The organism is Achromobacter semiaridum, assembly GCF_053543755.1.
In genome coordinates, this window is record NZ_JBLVOL010000137.1 from 69,595 (window position 1) to 84,188 (window position 14,594).

General features: G+C 66.2%; 15 protein-coding genes. 7 read left to right on the forward strand and 8 right to left on the reverse strand.

What is annotated here, in order from left to right; all coding sequences use genetic code 11:
- Nucleotides 1–990: a GntR family transcriptional regulator gene (locus ACNPP0_RS28695; RefSeq protein ID WP_448707796.1), complete on the forward strand. Its 990-nt coding sequence runs from the start codon at nucleotides 1–3 to the stop codon at nucleotides 988–990.
- A gap of 260 nt (nucleotides 991–1,250) precedes the next feature.
- Here ACNPP0_RS28695 and ACNPP0_RS28700 read toward each other — a convergent pair whose 3' ends face one another.
- Genes ACNPP0_RS28700 through ACNPP0_RS28720 form a run of 5 tightly spaced genes read right to left on the reverse strand, consistent with a single transcriptional unit; the run spans nucleotide 1,251 to nucleotide 6,363 of the window.
- Nucleotides 1,251–2,870, reverse strand: coding sequence for a class I adenylate-forming enzyme family protein (locus ACNPP0_RS28700; RefSeq protein ID WP_448707797.1), 1,620 nt, complete (start codon nucleotides 2,868–2,870; stop codon nucleotides 1,251–1,253).
- An 11-nt stretch (nucleotides 2,871–2,881) separates the two neighbouring features.
- Nucleotides 2,882–3,616, reverse strand: coding sequence for a CoA-transferase subunit beta (locus tag ACNPP0_RS28705; RefSeq protein ID WP_448707798.1), 735 nt, complete (start codon nucleotides 3,614–3,616; stop codon nucleotides 2,882–2,884).
- Complete coding sequence (locus tag ACNPP0_RS28710) at nucleotides 3,609–4,442, reverse strand: CoA transferase subunit A (protein ID WP_448707799.1); 834 nt, start codon at nucleotides 4,440–4,442, stop codon at nucleotides 3,609–3,611. The genes ACNPP0_RS28705 and ACNPP0_RS28710 overlap by 8 nt, the downstream gene beginning before the upstream one ends.
- Nucleotides 4,443–4,474: 32 nt before the next feature.
- Entirely contained in the window at nucleotides 4,475–5,197 is a 723-nt protein-coding gene (locus ACNPP0_RS28715) for an enoyl-CoA hydratase/isomerase family protein (protein WP_448707800.1), read from the reverse strand.
- Nucleotides 5,194–6,363 (reverse strand): CaiB/BaiF CoA transferase family protein, encoded by a 1,170-nt coding sequence (locus ACNPP0_RS28720; RefSeq protein ID WP_448707801.1) that lies wholly within the window; start codon nucleotides 6,361–6,363, stop codon nucleotides 5,194–5,196. Before ACNPP0_RS28720 ends, ACNPP0_RS28715 begins: the two co-directional genes overlap by 4 nt.
- Nucleotides 6,364–6,675: 312 nt before the next feature.
- On the opposite strand from ACNPP0_RS28720, the gene ACNPP0_RS28725 reads away from it, so the two are divergent.
- Together ACNPP0_RS28725 and ACNPP0_RS28730 are read left to right on the forward strand one after the other, a co-directional pair.
- Entirely contained in the window at nucleotides 6,676–7,641 is a 966-nt protein-coding gene (locus ACNPP0_RS28725) for a Bug family tripartite tricarboxylate transporter substrate binding protein (protein WP_448707802.1), read from the forward strand.
- On the forward strand, nucleotides 7,638–9,359 hold the full coding sequence (locus tag ACNPP0_RS28730; protein ID WP_448707803.1) for an FAD/NAD(P)-binding protein: 1,722 nt from the start codon (nucleotides 7,638–7,640) through the stop codon (nucleotides 9,357–9,359). The genes ACNPP0_RS28725 and ACNPP0_RS28730 overlap by 4 nt, the downstream gene beginning before the upstream one ends.
- On the opposite strand, the gene ACNPP0_RS28735 is transcribed toward ACNPP0_RS28730, so the two are convergent.
- Nucleotides 9,259–10,023: an IclR family transcriptional regulator gene (locus tag ACNPP0_RS28735; protein ID WP_120156392.1), complete on the reverse strand. Its 765-nt coding sequence runs from the start codon at nucleotides 10,021–10,023 to the stop codon at nucleotides 9,259–9,261. The two genes, ACNPP0_RS28730 and ACNPP0_RS28735, sit on opposite strands and share 101 nt — an antisense overlap.
- A gap of 79 nt (nucleotides 10,024–10,102) precedes the next feature.
- The gene (locus tag ACNPP0_RS28740; RefSeq protein WP_332611902.1) at nucleotides 10,103–10,729 is read right to left on the reverse strand and encodes a cysteine dioxygenase family protein; all 627 of its coding nucleotides are present in this window, start codon (nucleotides 10,727–10,729) and stop codon (nucleotides 10,103–10,105) included.
- Nucleotides 10,730–10,900: 171 nt separating this feature from the next.
- Between ACNPP0_RS28740 and ACNPP0_RS28745 the strand changes: the two genes are divergently transcribed.
- The 3 genes from ACNPP0_RS28745 to ACNPP0_RS28755 all read left to right on the forward strand — a co-directional run bounded on the left by ACNPP0_RS28745 (nucleotide 10,901) and on the right by ACNPP0_RS28755 (nucleotide 12,842).
- Nucleotides 10,901–11,773, forward strand: a complete 873-nt coding sequence (locus ACNPP0_RS28745; RefSeq protein WP_448707804.1) for an SIR2 family NAD-dependent protein deacylase — start codon at nucleotides 10,901–10,903, stop codon at nucleotides 11,771–11,773.
- Nucleotides 11,774–11,894: 121 nt separating this feature from the next.
- Nucleotides 11,895–12,494 carry a helix-turn-helix domain-containing protein gene (locus ACNPP0_RS28750; protein WP_448707805.1) on the forward strand — a complete coding sequence of 200 codons (600 nt, stop codon included), beginning with the start codon at nucleotides 11,895–11,897 and terminating at the stop codon, nucleotides 12,492–12,494.
- A gap of 96 nt (nucleotides 12,495–12,590) precedes the next feature.
- Nucleotides 12,591–12,842, forward strand: coding sequence for a hypothetical protein (locus ACNPP0_RS28755; RefSeq protein WP_332611896.1), 252 nt, complete (start codon nucleotides 12,591–12,593; stop codon nucleotides 12,840–12,842).
- A 49-nt stretch (nucleotides 12,843–12,891) separates the two neighbouring features.
- Here ACNPP0_RS28755 and ACNPP0_RS28760 read toward each other — a convergent pair whose 3' ends face one another.
- Nucleotides 12,892–13,776 carry a LysR family transcriptional regulator gene (locus ACNPP0_RS28760; RefSeq protein ID WP_332611894.1) on the reverse strand — a complete coding sequence of 295 codons (885 nt, stop codon included), beginning with the start codon at nucleotides 13,774–13,776 and terminating at the stop codon, nucleotides 12,892–12,894.
- Nucleotides 13,777–13,921: 145 nt separating this feature from the next.
- Here ACNPP0_RS28760 and ACNPP0_RS28765 point away from each other — a divergent pair, with 145 nt between their 5' ends.
- The gene (locus ACNPP0_RS28765; protein WP_448707806.1) at nucleotides 13,922–14,518 is read left to right on the forward strand and encodes a short chain dehydrogenase; all 597 of its coding nucleotides are present in this window, start codon (nucleotides 13,922–13,924) and stop codon (nucleotides 14,516–14,518) included.
- The last annotated feature ends 76 nt before the right edge of the window (nucleotides 14,519–14,594 follow it).

A 14,594-nucleotide genomic window follows, 5' to 3' on the forward strand; every position in this document is an offset into this window, starting at 1 on the left:
ATGGCGCCCGCCACGCACGACGCACTGCCCGTTCTTGATCGCTCTGGCGATATCCCGCTGCACGCCCAGGTGGCGGCCTTGTTGCGGGGCTTCATCCGGACGAACAAGCTGGCGGCGGGCGCCGTGCTGCCCAGCGAAGCCGCGCTATGCGAACGCTTTGGCGTTGCGCGCAGCGTGGTCCGCCAGGCGCTTGCCGCACTGGCGGCAGAAGGCTTGATCCAGCGCGAAAGCGGGCGCCCGGCAACGGTTGCCGCGCCGCGGGAACATCGCCGGCTGGTGCAGCGGTCCACCGGGCTGTACGAACAATTCGCGCAGTCCGGCGTGGCGTTGCAGACCCGCGTGCTGGCGTTCGCGCGGGCCGAGCCGCCCGCCGACGTCGCGGCCTTTTTCGGCACCACGCAATTACTGATGCTGGAACGTTTGCGCCATGTGGCCGACGCGCCGCTGGCGTATGTGCGTACGTGGCTGCCGGCAGACGCCGTGCCCGGCCTGCGCGCCGACGACCTGGCCGACGCTTCCCTGCATGGCGTGTTGACGCGCCGCTTCGGCTTGCGCCCCGGCGCGGGCCGCAACCAGATCCGCGCGGTGGCCGCCGACGCCAAGCTTGCCAAGCTGCTGCACACACAGACCGGCACGCCGCTGCTGATGTTGCAGGGCCAAGGCATGGACCAGCACGACCGTCCCCTGGAATGGTTCACCACCTGGCATCGCGCCGAACAACTGGTGTTCGACGTGGACGTCAGCATGGGCCACGAAAGCGTGCATCCGCGCTTGCAGGAGACACCGGCGGAACGGGCTGAAACGGCCGAAATGGCCAAGCCGACCAACTCGGTCAACTCGGTCAACCCGGCCAAGCTGGCCCACCCGGCCTTCACGCCCCTGCCCCCGACACCGGAAGACACGACGTCGCCCCACGATTCCCTGACGCGTGCGCAGGCGCTGGTTGCCGAGCTCTCGGCCGAGCTGGCCCGGCTGCGCGGCCAGGCCTGACCGCGGCCCTACAGCAAGCCGCACATCAGCGCCGCGCCAGATGCGGTACGCGCGCACTATCGGCCAGCAGCCGCCGCATGGTGACGATCATTGCCGGGTTGGCGAGGCTGGCGCAAAGGTGATCGCGGGCTAACCGTGGTCTGGCAACCCTTTCTGGCGTGGGCGCTGATCGGCAGTGTGTTGTTCACCTTGCCGTTGAAGCGCTTTCGCAAGACTCTCAGCCAGATGGCGTGAGGCCCTGCGCCCGGGGATCTGATGAATCACGCGTGCTCGGGCTTGCGTGCAACCATGCCGGCCAACGCCTTGCGGTCCACTTTGCCCACCGCGTTTTCCGGCAACCGCTCAACCCAGAACACGTCGCGCGGTACGTAAATCCGGCCCAGCCGGGACAGCACTTCCGCTTGCAGCGCGGCGGCTTCTTGCTTGCCGGCCGTGGCATCGGCCTTGGGTTGCGCGAAGATCACCGGCACTTCGCCCAGGTCATCGTCCGGCGCGCCCACGACGCAGCACGCGGCAACAAAGGGCAGCCCCGTCACCACGCCTTCGATCAAGGCAGGCGAAATGTTCTCGCCGCCACGAATGATCACGTCTTTGATGCGGCCGGTGATGCTCAGGTAGCCCGCGTCGTCGAAGCGTCCCAGGTCGCCGGTGCGCAACAGCGTCGGCGCGCCATCGGCGCCGTTGTCCACGCCCAGGTAACCCAGCATCAGGCTGTCGCCCGCGATGCAGATTTCGCCCTCGCCGCCCGGCGCGGCTTCGGCGCCGTCCGGCAAGCGCAGCGTGACGCTTTGGCCGGCCAGCACGGTGCCGACCGAGCCTACGCGGCGGGCGTTGGGCGGGTTCATGGTGGACGTGCAGGTGGCCTCGGAAAGCCCGTAGGACACCACCAGCGGGCAGCCCAGGAACGCTTCGATGCGCCGATGCAGCGCTTCGGTGATCGGCGCCGACCCGCAGCGCGCGAAACGCAGGCCGGCCAGGCTGGCGGCATCAAAGTCCAGTTCCAGCATGCGGGCGTACATCGTGGGCACACCGGTGATGATGGTGGGACGGAAGGTGCGCAGCAAGCCCGGCATGTCGTCGGCGCGAAAGCGGCCGGCCAACGCCACGCTGGCGCCCGCCAGCAACGGCGCGAAAATCTGATTATTCAAGGCGTTGGTGTGATGCAGCGGCATCACGTGCAGCAAGCGGTCGTCGGGCGTCAGTCCGGTATGCGCCAACACACCGCGCGCGTTGTTGGCCAGGCCCCGGTGGCTGAGCAACACGCCCTTGGGGTTGCCGGTGCTGCCGGAGGTGAATAGCAACAGGCCAGGCGCATCGGGCGAGATCCGGCCCGCGCATCCGAGCACCGACGCGTTGTCCGAACGCGCGGGATGTGCCGGGCGAGCCACGTCCGCCCCGGTTGCCCGGTCCGCCCAGGTTGCCACGTCGGCCACGTCCGCGACTTCCGCCACGTTTGCCACGTCGGCCGCGCTTGCCACGCTTGCCGCCTTCAGCACCCGTGCCGCAGGCAGACTGCTGGCCGCCGCCGTCGCGGTATTGGGTTCGTCGTGCAGCAGCCACGTCAGGCCCACCGCCGCCACGCGGCGTGCCGTTTCCTCGGCCGACAACCGAGGTTCCAACGGGCAGGGGCAAGCCCCCGCCGCCATCACGCCCAGTATCGTCAACACCTGTTCCAGCGACCGCTCCATGGCGATGGCGACATAGCTGCCCGGCGCCACGCCCGCCGCGCGGACGCTATCCGCGATGCGCGCGACGCGCTGGTGCAGGTCGGCATACGTCAGGGTCGTGTCGGCCGTGACGATGGCGGCGCGCGACGCCCATTCCGGCTGGCGCCACGCACGCGCAAACGCCGCTACCAGCGTCGGTTCGGCAACAGTCATGGCGGCCTCTCCTAGCGCAGCGCGACGGCGGCGTCGCGTTCAAACTGGCCATCGGCGTCAAGCTCGCGCAGCGCGCGCGCCTCGGCGGCGGTCGGCGGTTCCGTGGGCGCCGCGCCGGTCGCGTCGAACTCAAAGCCGGTGCGCTCGCGCACTTCCGACAGGCTGGATTCCGGATGCCAGGATTGCAGCGCCAGCCGCCCGTCGCGCTTGATGAACACCGCGATGGGCGTCACCACCCCATGAAAGCCGCCCCACGACGTCATGAAGTCCAGTTTGGGCACGAAGGTGCGCCGCGAATGTTCCGTGCGCCACGTGCACGCGCGCTTGGCCGTGGGCAGCATCACCGCGCCTCCGCCGCCGCCCGGCAAGCGCACCTTGGGCGCGTGCCAGTCGCCGATGCAGGAATTATTGGCGCAGCCCGCGCCGTCGATCTGCGCCGCGCCCAGAAAAGTCAGGTCCATGCGGCCGCGCGTGCACAGGTCGTAGAAATCCTCGTTCGAGAAGATCGACGCGGTGTGCTCGGCCAGCACCGGGTCGGAACTGGAAATGGGAATGTGCGACGGGCGCGGGTTCACGCCGCCCGCCACGTTGATGTAGACGAAGTCCCAGTCGTAGGCGCGCTTGGCCAGCAGGCATGCCAGCATCGGCATGGTGGAATTGACGCCGCTGAAGGTGATTTCATCCGGCCGGATGAAGCGCGCCAGGTTCGTCACGATGTAGGAAAAGCCCGACCACTGTTCAGCCATGATTGCCCCCTTGTGCTTCGGGCGCGGCGGCCAGATGCGCTTGTAGATCGCTGTTCTTGTCCATGTAGGCTTCCACCGCCGGATAGTCGATGGCGTAGTCGGGCCAGCACGACCCGGGCCACGCGCTGCGTGACGACACGGCGTAGGCCCGCACCATGAAGTACGGCACCAGCGTGGATTCCGGTTGGGCTTCGAACACGGCGCTGTCGACCAGCTTTTCCGCCACCACCAGCACGCTGCCCGCCGCGCGCGACATGATGCGGTCCCAGTGCGCGGTGCCGTGCACGCGCACATTGCCCAGCGCGTCCACCTCCGACGCCTGGATCACCGCGAAGTCGGGGCGAATCGCAGGCACTACATACGTTTTCTGGTCGGTGCCGTAAGGGTCGTCCAGGCAGGCCCAGCCGTTCAGTTCCGGCAGGCCGCTGCCTTGCAGGCCGCCGCAGGGTTGAAACGGCACGCCGAACGCCGCCGCCCGCAAGCCTGCCGTGAGGCTGGCGCAAGCGTGTTCTTCCAGTTCAATCTGGCGCTGTTCCACCGCCCGGCGATACCACGGCGCCAGGCCGAAGTTGCCTTCCATGGCAACGATGCCAGCGCGCACGCGGCGCAGCACGCCGGCACGGCACAGAATGTCCACGTCATAACCGGGCGACTGCTTGACCAGTTCCAGGTCGCGCTTGCCTTGTCGAATCAGTTCGCGCACGAATGCGAACGGCCCGCGATGCAGAAAGCTGCCGCCCAGCGCGATGGACGCGCCATCGGGCACCAGCGCGGCCAGTTCGGCCACCGTGCACTGCTTGTTCTTTTGGTTGAATCCCGAAGCCATTGTCTTCCTCTCCCTTGCTGGTTCGTGTGGCCTTAGCGCGCTTGCAGGTAACCCGCCACGCGGTCCTTCAAGCCGGGCGCGGCCGCCGAACGCACCAGGCGAGCCAGGTCGGCGTCGGGCGTTTCCCGCGACAGCGCGGCGTACAGCTGAATGCGGCTGGCATCGGTCAGCGCGGCCGCCGTATCCGCCGCCTGCTGTTCAATATCGGCCCATTCCTCGGCCACGGCCAGGCGCGTCGCAAAGCCATCGCGCAGCGCCTCTTCGGCGTTGAACGTGGCGGCCTGTTCCAGCACCGCCCGGGCGCGCTCTGCGCCCACCAAGGCGGCAAAGCGGCGCGTGCCGAGCACCAGCCCGAACTTCAGCCCGGGCATGCGGAAGGTTGCGTCCGGCGCGCTGATGCGCCACTTGCAGGCCCCGAACAGGTCCACACCCGCGCCAAAGTTGCGGCCGTGCGCCAGCGCCACCGTCAGGCACGGTGAGGCGGCCAGGCGTTGCAGCAGGGTTTCGATGCGCACAAAGCGCAGCAGCAGGTCACCTTCGCTTTGCGTCTGCCAATCGCCAAAGTCAAAGCCCGCGCTGAAGTTCTTGCCTTCGCCCTTCAATACGATCAGCTTGGCGCCCTGCGCCTCGGCGTCGTCCAGCGCGGCGATCAGCGCATCCACCAGATCGGCGGACAACGCATTCATTTTTTCAGCGCGCGTCAGCGTCAGCACATGGTGCGCGCCCTGCTTGTCGATACGCAACACGCCGCTCATGCCGGCACCCCTTTCTTGGCCGCGCGCAACGCGCCCAGCACTTCGTCGTTGTGCTCGCCCAGCGCGGGCGGTCGCCGGCGCAGCGCCGTCGTCTGACCATCAAAGCGCACGGGCAGGCCGAAGGTTCGCGTCTGTACGCCGTTGGGCAATTCCACGGGCTGCACCCAGCCCATGTGTTCCACCTGCGGGTCGGCCAGCACTTCGGAATAGGTGTTGATGGGCGCGCACGGCACGCCGGCCGCGCGAAACCGCGTCAACCAGGTCTGTGCGTCTTCGGTGGCGAAGATGGCTTCCAGGATCTCGCGCAGGTCGGTCTGGTGGCGCGCGCGCGCACTGGTGTCGGTAAAGCGCGGGTCGGCCAGCAGGTCGTCGCGGCCAACGGTGACGCATACGCTTTTCCACAAGGCCTGGTTGCCGGCCGCCATGCCGAAATAACCGCCCTTGCAGCGAAACGCCTGATACGGTGCGTTGCGCGGATGGGCCGAGCCCAGCTTGACCGGGTCTTGGCCGCTGCCGAAAAATTCCGACGTCTGCAACGCGGCAATGCCCAGCGTGGCGCCCAGCATCGGCACATCGATATGCGTGCCCTGCCCGCTGGCTTGCGCCGCGCGCAACGCCGACGCAATGGCAAACGCGCCATACAGCCCGGCCGAAAAGTCGGCCACCGGTACGCCGCATTTCACGGGTTCGCCACCGGCCTCGCCGGTCACGCTCATGATGCCGCTCATGGCCTGGATGGTCAGGTCGAAGCCGCCTTCCTGCGAGCGCGGGCCGGATTGGCCGTAGGCCGAGATCGAGCAATAGACCAGCTTGGGATTGGCCTCGCGCAATTGGGCATAGCCCAACCCCAGGCGGTCCATTACACCGGGCCGGTTGTTTTCGATCAACACGTCGACGCTCCGCGCCAGTTCGCGCGCCAGGGCCAGGTCGGCGGGGTCTTTCAGGTTCAGCGTCACCGACTTCTTGTTGCGGTTCAGCGACGCGAAGTTTTCGCTATAGCCATTGGAAATCGGCGGCCAGCTGCGCAGCGTGTCGCCGCCCTCGGGGTTTTCAACTTTGATGACGTCGGCGCCCATATCCGCCAACAACATCCCGCAGAAGGGTCCCGCCGCGACGTTGCAAATTTCAAGCACGGTGATGCCGGCCAGTGCCGAACTGGGTGTCATGTCTGACCTCTCATTATGAAAATTCAATATTTGGGATGCAAAAAATAATATAAGAGCGCGGCTTTCGTCGATGGCATGATGCCTGTCGCCCGATACCGAGCGCCAGCTTTCCGCATGTTTCCTAGTGCAATCCCTAGGTGCTGCGCTTAATTGTTGACCAGCATATCACCGTGTGGAATTCTACGTAAACCATCTTTTGGAACACTAGTCCTATATTTTAGGATTTATAAAAATGAGCCGCAGCGGTGCCGGGCACGGTCAACACGGGCCGGTACACGCCTGACGGTTTGATCACACCAAGGAGAGACATTCATGAAGCAGTCATGGCGCATTGCCCTGGCTGGCGCGGTCCTGGCGTTTGCCGCCGGCCCGGCCCAAGCCCAAACCTGGCCGGCCAAACCGGTACGCATGGTCGTGCCCTTTCCGCCGGGCGGCGCCACCGATGCCGCGGCCCGCATCTATGCGCAGCATCTGGGTGATTTCCTGGGACAGGGCGTGGTGGTGGAAAACAAGGCGGGCGCGGGCGGGGAAATCGGCGCGGAATACGTCGCCAAGTCCGCCCCCGACGGCTACACGCTACTGATGGGCGCGGTGGGCAGCCATGCCATCCACGCAGCCATGCCCGACAAGCCGGGTTACGACTTCGCCACCGCCTTCGTCGGGGTGTCCATGGCCACCAGCATGCCGATGGCAGTGGCCGTGAACAGCAAGGTGCCCGCCAACAACGTGCAGGAATTGATCGCGCTGGCCAAGAGCAAGCCGGGCACCATCACGTTCGGCTCGGCCGGCCCCGGCACCTCGCAGCACATGGCGGGTGAGCTGTTCCAGGTGGTGACCGGCACGCGCTTGATGCACGTGCCGTATCGCGGCAGCGGTCCCGCCATTACCGACTTGCTGGGCGGCCAGATCGACATGGTCATCGAAACCCTGCCCGCCCTGCTGCCCCAGGTGGCCAGCGGCAAGATCCGCCTGTTGGGCGTTACCACCGCCAAGCGCGCCACCGCGCTACCCGACCTGCCCACGTTGATGGAACAAGGCGTGAAGGATTATTCCGTGGCAACCGCCTACGCCTTGCTGGCGCCCGCCGGCACGCCGCCCGACGTCGTGGACAAGCTGTCGGCCGGCATGCAGAAAGCCGCCGCCATGGCCTCGGTGCAGCAGGCCGCATTGAAGCTGGGCGCGGACGCGGTGGCCACATCGCCCGCCGACACCAGCCGTGTGCTGAAGCAGGAAGTGGCGCGCTGGGGCGACGTGGTGCGCATGTCGGCCGCCAAATGAGCCACGCCCACACGGAGTTGGGCGCGGTGAAGCTGAGGGTTGATCCGGGTATCGATGCGGGAATGCCGGTCGATGTTGCCATCGTGGGCGGCGGCTCGGTCGCCGTCAGCTTCCTGTACCAGCTGCTGTTGTCCTGGCAAGCGCAAGGCCTGCCGCGCCCGCCGTCGCCGTCCCTGTCCGTATCGCTTTCCGTATCGCTATTTGAACCGCAGGCGGAACCCGGCCCCGGCGGCGCCTATCAGGAAGACCTGCCCAGTAATCTGTTGAACATCCCCGCAGGCAATATGTCGGCGCGGGCGGATCATCGCCTGGACTTTGTCGAGTGGCTGCTCGCCCAGGACCCCGCGTGGTTGCGTGGATATGGCGTGACCGATATTCAGCCATCCGACTTTCTTCCCCGCCCGCTGTTCGGCGCCTACCTGCGCGCCGTCTACGCGCGCTGTCGGGACCTTGCACACGCACTGGGCATCGCGCTGGCTCACGTGCCCTGCCGCGTGCGGCGCGTGTCGCCACTGCAGAACGGCACGGTGTACGTCGAACCCGACGGCGCGCCCCCGTGCGTGGCCCGTTATGCCGTCCTGTGCAACGGCAACTTGCCATCGCAAGCCTTCCCCGCGCTGCACAACGCGCCGGGCTATTTCAACAGCCCCTACCCCGTCGCCAAACTGGCCGCCGGGATCCCACCCGATGCGTCCGTGTGCATTGTCGGCACCAGCCTTAGCGCGGTGGACGCCGTGGTGGCCTTGCAGCAAGCAGGCCATCGCGGCCCGCTCTTGTGCGTGTCGCGCAATGGCCGGCTGCCGTCGGTGCGCAGCCCGCACAACCAGCCCCCGGCGGCGCTGCGCCACCTTAGCCGTGAAGGCGCCGTGGCGCTTGCCATGCGGCATGGCGGCGCCCTATCGCTGGAAGTGATCGCGCAGGCTTTGCAGGATGAAGTGCGCGCCATGGGCGGCGCATTGGACGCCGATGAGATCTTCGGCCTGACCACCGACGCGGCAAGCGCGCTGGATGAAGAGATACGTCGATCGCTGCAAGCGGCACGGCCCTGGCAGGCCGTGGCCGCCGCCACCAATGCAGCGGTAGACGAAATCTGGCGCCTGCTGCCCGACACTGAGCGCCATCGTTTTCAATCGCGCTGGCGCGCGCTGTGGATGGCGCGCCGCGCCACCTTTCCCATGCGCAACGCCTTGAAGCTGCAAGCACTGTTCAAGACGGCGCAATTGCAAGTGCGCGCGGGCTTTATGGACTGCCACCATGACGCGGCCGGCGCTCAGTTCCATATCCGCTTCCGCGCCCCGGACGGCAGCGCCGTACATCGCAGCGATGTCCTCATCAACGCCACCAGCTTTTCGGTGGACGCCGCACGCACGGACGATGCGCTGGTGGCCGGCTTGCTGCGCGACGGCCATGCGGTGTCGGACCCGTTTGGCGGGTTGGCGCTGGACTTCGACACGGGCTGCGTCAGGAACGCGCAGGGCGCGGTGTGGGAACAGGTGTCGGTGTTGGGCAGCCTGGCAGGCGGCACGTATTTCTGGACCACGTCCATGGATGTGAACGCACGCCTGGCGCGCGACCAGGCCGCGCGCATCGCCGCGGCGCTGCCGGCGCGCGTGGGCGCTACTGATCCAGATAACCGCGCCGGTAACCCATCCCTTGCGAAATGGACTGCGCACAGGCCGACACATCCGGCGCCAGCTGCTTCATCCTGGCCGCGCTAAGGCGGTCAAGCGGGCCCGAGATGCCCACCGCCGCCACCGCCTGGTCCAGGCTGTTGAACAGGGTCACCGCGAGGCCGCCCACGCCCTCGCGCCATTCGCCGCGGTTCACGGCATAGCCGGCGCGCGCGATCTTGCGCAGCTCGTCTTTCAGCAGGGGCATGGAAACAATGGTTGACGGCGTGTGGCGCACCAATTGCTCGGCATAGCGCTCGACATAGCCTTCGGGCTGATAGGCCAGCAGCGCCTTGCCCGTGGCCACCGCATAGGCGGGCGCGCGGCCACCCACCATGGAATAGGCGCGTATCGGTTGCGGGCTGTCGATCTTGTCCACGTAGACCACATCGAATCCGTCCAGCACCGACAGATGCACCGTCTCGCCCGTCTGGTCCGCCAGCGTGCGCATGAACGGCGCGGCCAGCTTGCGCACGTCCAGCTGTGCAAGCTGGCGCGCGGCCAATTCAAACAGACGCACCGCGCCACGGTAGCCGCCGCCGTCGTCGTCCTTGATGACGTAGCCGGCGTGGATCAACGTTTGCAGCGTGCGGTGGGTGTTGCTGCGGGTAAGGCCGACCCGCGCGGCCAGGGCATCGATGGTGCGCGGCGGATTGTCCACGTCGGTCACCGCTTCCAATACCATCAGGCCCTTGAGCAGCGTCTTGTCCATCTTTGTATTTCCTAATATTTAGGACAGGAACATAGCACGGGCAGACACCACCGAACAACTTGCGTCGCGCGCGCTGCGTTCAGGCTTTCAACCCCGGGATGGTGGCGCGCACGGCGGCCGAGCGGTCCCAAAGGTTCGGCAGGCTGGGCGAGGAATAGCCGGACACAAAAGGCTTGGCCTGCCCCGTCTCAGGATCATAGACATGGCGCGACACCGCGCCGATGTTGCCGCCGTAGAGATGCACGCTGATCGAGACCTTGTCCGCGAACGCGTTCGACACGCGGTGGATGTCGCCCTGGGCGGGGTCCAGCCGTTCGATGTCGCCGGGGTGCAAGGTGGCGGGTTCGCCGGCGGGTACGATGCTGCCGTCGGCGTGGCGTACATAGCGCTGATTGATCTCGGCGCCGCGCAGCATGCCCACATAGCCCCACACTTCGTGGTCATGCACGGGCGTGGACTGGCCCGGCCCCCACACAAAGCTGACCAGCGAAAAACGTTCCAAGGGATCGCAGTGCAGCAGATATTGCTGGTAATACCGCGGATGCGGTGCGGTACAGGCGTCGGGCAACCAATCATCGTGGCGCACCAGATCGGCAAACGCCTCTTGCAAGGCGGTCGTTTGCGCCAAAGCGTCGGCGCCGGCCAGTCGGGTGGCAGTGGCGATGAAGCGGCGAAGCCGGTCCAGGCCGGCGGCGGATTCAGGCATTGCGGGTCTCCAGTGCATGGGGAAATCCCAGATGAGAAAAGCAGTATCCATCATTCGGGATGCATGCGCACGCGCGCATCACAGAAGCACATTACAGCGACACATCGCAGCCCGCGCTTGACAGGCAGGCGCCCCCGCGCGCAGCGTATCGAACTGTTCTCAAGGTTTGAAATGAAAAATACGCATCACGATATTCCGCCTGCCCTGATCGAGGCATTGCGCAACGCGCAGCGCGTCGTTGCGTTCACCGGGGCAGGGGTGTCGGCGGAAAGCGGCATTGCGACCTTTCGCGATGCGTTGACCGGCTTGTGGTCGCGCTTTGACGCGCAGGCGCTTGCCACGCCGCAGGCCTTTCGCAAGCATCCCGACATTGTCTGGGGCTGGTATGAATGGCGCCGCGCGCAAGTGCTGCGCGCCGCGCCCAATGCCGCGCACTACGCCATCGCCGCGCTGCAACGGCACGTGCCCGCGCTGACGGTCATCACCCAGAACGTGGACGATCTGCACGAACGCGCGGGGGCCACGCAGGTGGTGCATCTGCACGGCAGCCTGCACGCCCCGCGCTGCTCGGCGTGCGGCGCCCCCTATGCCTTCGACGACAGCCTGGCGACGGACAGCCTCGCGACCGACACGTCCGCGGCGGGGTCTTCGGCCGCGCACACCCACGCCGCCGGCAACACCGACGAAGGCCGCCGCATCCCCCCGCCCGGCTGCACGCAGTGCGGCGCGCCCGTGCGCCCCGGGGTGGTGTGGTTTGGCGAAAGCTTGCCGTCGGACGCCTGGGGCACCGCGATACGCGCCGCGCAGCAATGCGACTTGCTGTTCAGCATCGGCACGTCGGCGCTGGTGTACCCCGCCGCTGAGCTGCCGCAGCGCGCGCTGGCCGCCGGCGCGACGGTCGTGCAGGTCAATCCCAACGCCACACCGCTGGACGCGCACGCGCACTGCAATCTGCATGGCGCCGCCGCCGACCTCATGCCGCGCGTGCTGGCGGCCGCCTTCGACCCACGCGATGACGGGTTCAAGAGCGGTCACGCACCGTGAACATTTGTGAGCATCTTTACGTTGAAGATCGAGTAGAAACGAACTAGCCACAACAGCCGAGGGGAAACCCCAAATCTCACCGTTTTGCCACCGGGCTACAGTGGCAGGCGTGGCTTTGACCGTGGAGATCATCATCCCTTTTTCCTGGAGACTTCCCGACGTGTTCGTGCGTTCATCCGACGGCGCATTGCACCGTGTGGTGCGGCACGCCACCACCACGGAAACCATTGCCAAACTTGAGAGCGTTCCCAGCAATTACCACCTGGATTGCGAGTGCATGCTCGATAACGGCGAAGCAATCTCCTGGATCGGCAATGATCAGTATCGGCAAACCAACGGCGGCGCTATATTCACCGCAGAACCCGATGTCACAACGCCCCGAGGCGAACCCCGCAAAAGCGGCGCCGCCAAGCGCAATGTGCTCGGCCCCGAGCCGGCAGGCCCGCACCGCAGACTGGCCGTCGGACACAACCCATTACCGCTAGCGGTCGTCAACTTAAAAACCGGCAACGATTGGAGTCTGATACGCGCGTGGCGCGAGCACCTCAATATCACTACCGCTGATATGGCTGCCCGGCTTGGCGTGGATCATTCCATATACATTGAACTGGAAAGGCCACGACCCCGCCCGCGGCAGATAGTGCTGGATCGCATCTCCGAGGCGCTGGGCGTGTCACCCGACCAACTTGATGATTCTTTGTTTGGAGGCCGCCTTCGGTAGCACCGCAAACGCGCCACGCGCGCATGCGCCGCAACACGAAGAAGCGCCCACAAGGCTTTGCCGCCGCAACACCGACGGCCCCTGGAGGTACTGAGTATGCTCGGCACCGCAAGACGATTGGCCGATGTGCTTGTCACATCCCCCGACGGCACCCTGTACCGCATCGAACGCTTCGTTGCGGACCTGGAGGCATATTCCGCGCTGGGCACCTCGCGCTTCGATCCCAAGACGCACTGTATCTGCCGGACAAGTTCGGGCGAGCAGGTCACGTGGCTGGGTGGGCAGGCGTATCAGATGATCAAGAACGGTATTTCATTGACCGCGGTGGACCGGCGACGAGGCCGTTAAAAGGCTGCCAGGAAGCCGGCAAGAGGCGCCCTGCCTGGGGTGCCGGCAACTATCGTGTGTAGCGTTCGACCAGAAAGTCCACAAAGGTGGTCAGCTTCGGCAGCGCCTGCCTGTCCTTCTGGTACAGCAGCGTAATGGGCCGCGCGGCGGGCCAATACGGTTGCAGGATCGGCACCAGCCGGCCAGCGCGCATATCCTCATTGAGCAACAGCTCGGGTTGCAACACCACGCCAAAGCCCGCCAGTGCGGCCTGACGCAGCGCCTGCCCGTTGTTCGACACGAAGCGGCCCGTGGGGTAACCGGCCTGGCTGCCGTCGTCCCCTGACAGCTGCCAGCCCGTGCGGCGGCTCCAGTACGAGAAATCCAGGCATTGATGCTGCATCAGGTCGTCGGGCGTGGTGGGCGTGCCATAGCGGTCCAGGTACGCGGGCGCGGCACAGATCACCATCTGGTAGCGTCCGATCGTGCGCGCGACCAAACCGGAATCGACCGGCTCGCCGATGCGCACCGCCACGTCGTAGCGGGCGGCCACAATGTCTTCCACCATGTCGCTGAGCACCAGCTCGACACTCACGTCGGGATACACGGATAGATAGTCGGCAATGGCTGGCGTCAACGCCAGCGAACCGAAGGTCACCGTGGACGTAATGCGCAGATGCCCGCGCGGCGTCAGCCGCAAGGCCTCGGCGCCCTGCTCCGCGTTGCGGATGTCTTCCAGAATGGTCTTGCAGCGCGCGTAATACGCCTGGCCCGCTTCGGTCAGGCTTTGGCGGCGCGTGGTGCGGTTCAACAGGCGCAGGCCCAATCGCGATTCCAGCGCCTTGACGTGCTTGGCCGCCATGGCCGCCGACATTTCGTGCCGCGCCGCCGCCGCGGTCAGGCTGCCCAGCTCAACGACCGCCACGAAAACTTCCATGCTGAGCAAGCGATCCATGTATTACGCACCCGGAGTGTGAAGTGTTTGCACCATGAGCGGATTTTTCCATGGATATCGAAAAGCGAGAATGCCTCTATGCACTGGCACGACGCCAGCGCTTTGCATATGCCAACCAAACAACGGGCACGGCCCGGGGGCTTCCATGAAAATTATCCTGATCGGCGCAACCGGCACCATCGGCCGCGCGGTTGCCGAAGAGCTTGGCCAACGCCACGACATCATCGCCGTGGGCAACACCAGCGGCCAGTACCACGTGGACGTAACGCGCAGCGACAGCATCCGCGAGCTGTTCGAACGCGTGGGCAAGGTCGACGCCATTGTCTCGACCACCGGCGCGATGCACTTCGGCCCGCTGGCCGAGATGACGGCCGAACAATTCAAGATCGGCTTGCACAACAAGCTGCTGGGTCAGGTTGACGTGGCGCTGATCGGGCAACACTACTTGAACGCGGGCGGATCCATCACGCTGACCAGCGGCATCGTCAGTGACGAACCGATCCGGTATGGCGCGAACGCATCGGCGGTGAACTCCGCCATCGACGGCTTCGTGCGTGGCGCGGCGGTAGAGCTGCAAGGGTTGCGGATCAACTCGGTCAGCCCGACGGTGTTGCAGGAATCCCTGCAAGCCTACGGGCCGTATTTCCCGGGCTTTGAAGCGGCGCCCGCCTCGCGGGTGGCGCTGGCCTATCGCCGCAGCGTGGAAGGCGCGCAGACGGGCCGGGTGATAAGGGTCTGGTGATACGTGGAGATCCGGGCCTGGCGAGCCGGGTCTGGTGATCCGCCCCGGACAAAACAAAAGCGGCTTGATGGATGGC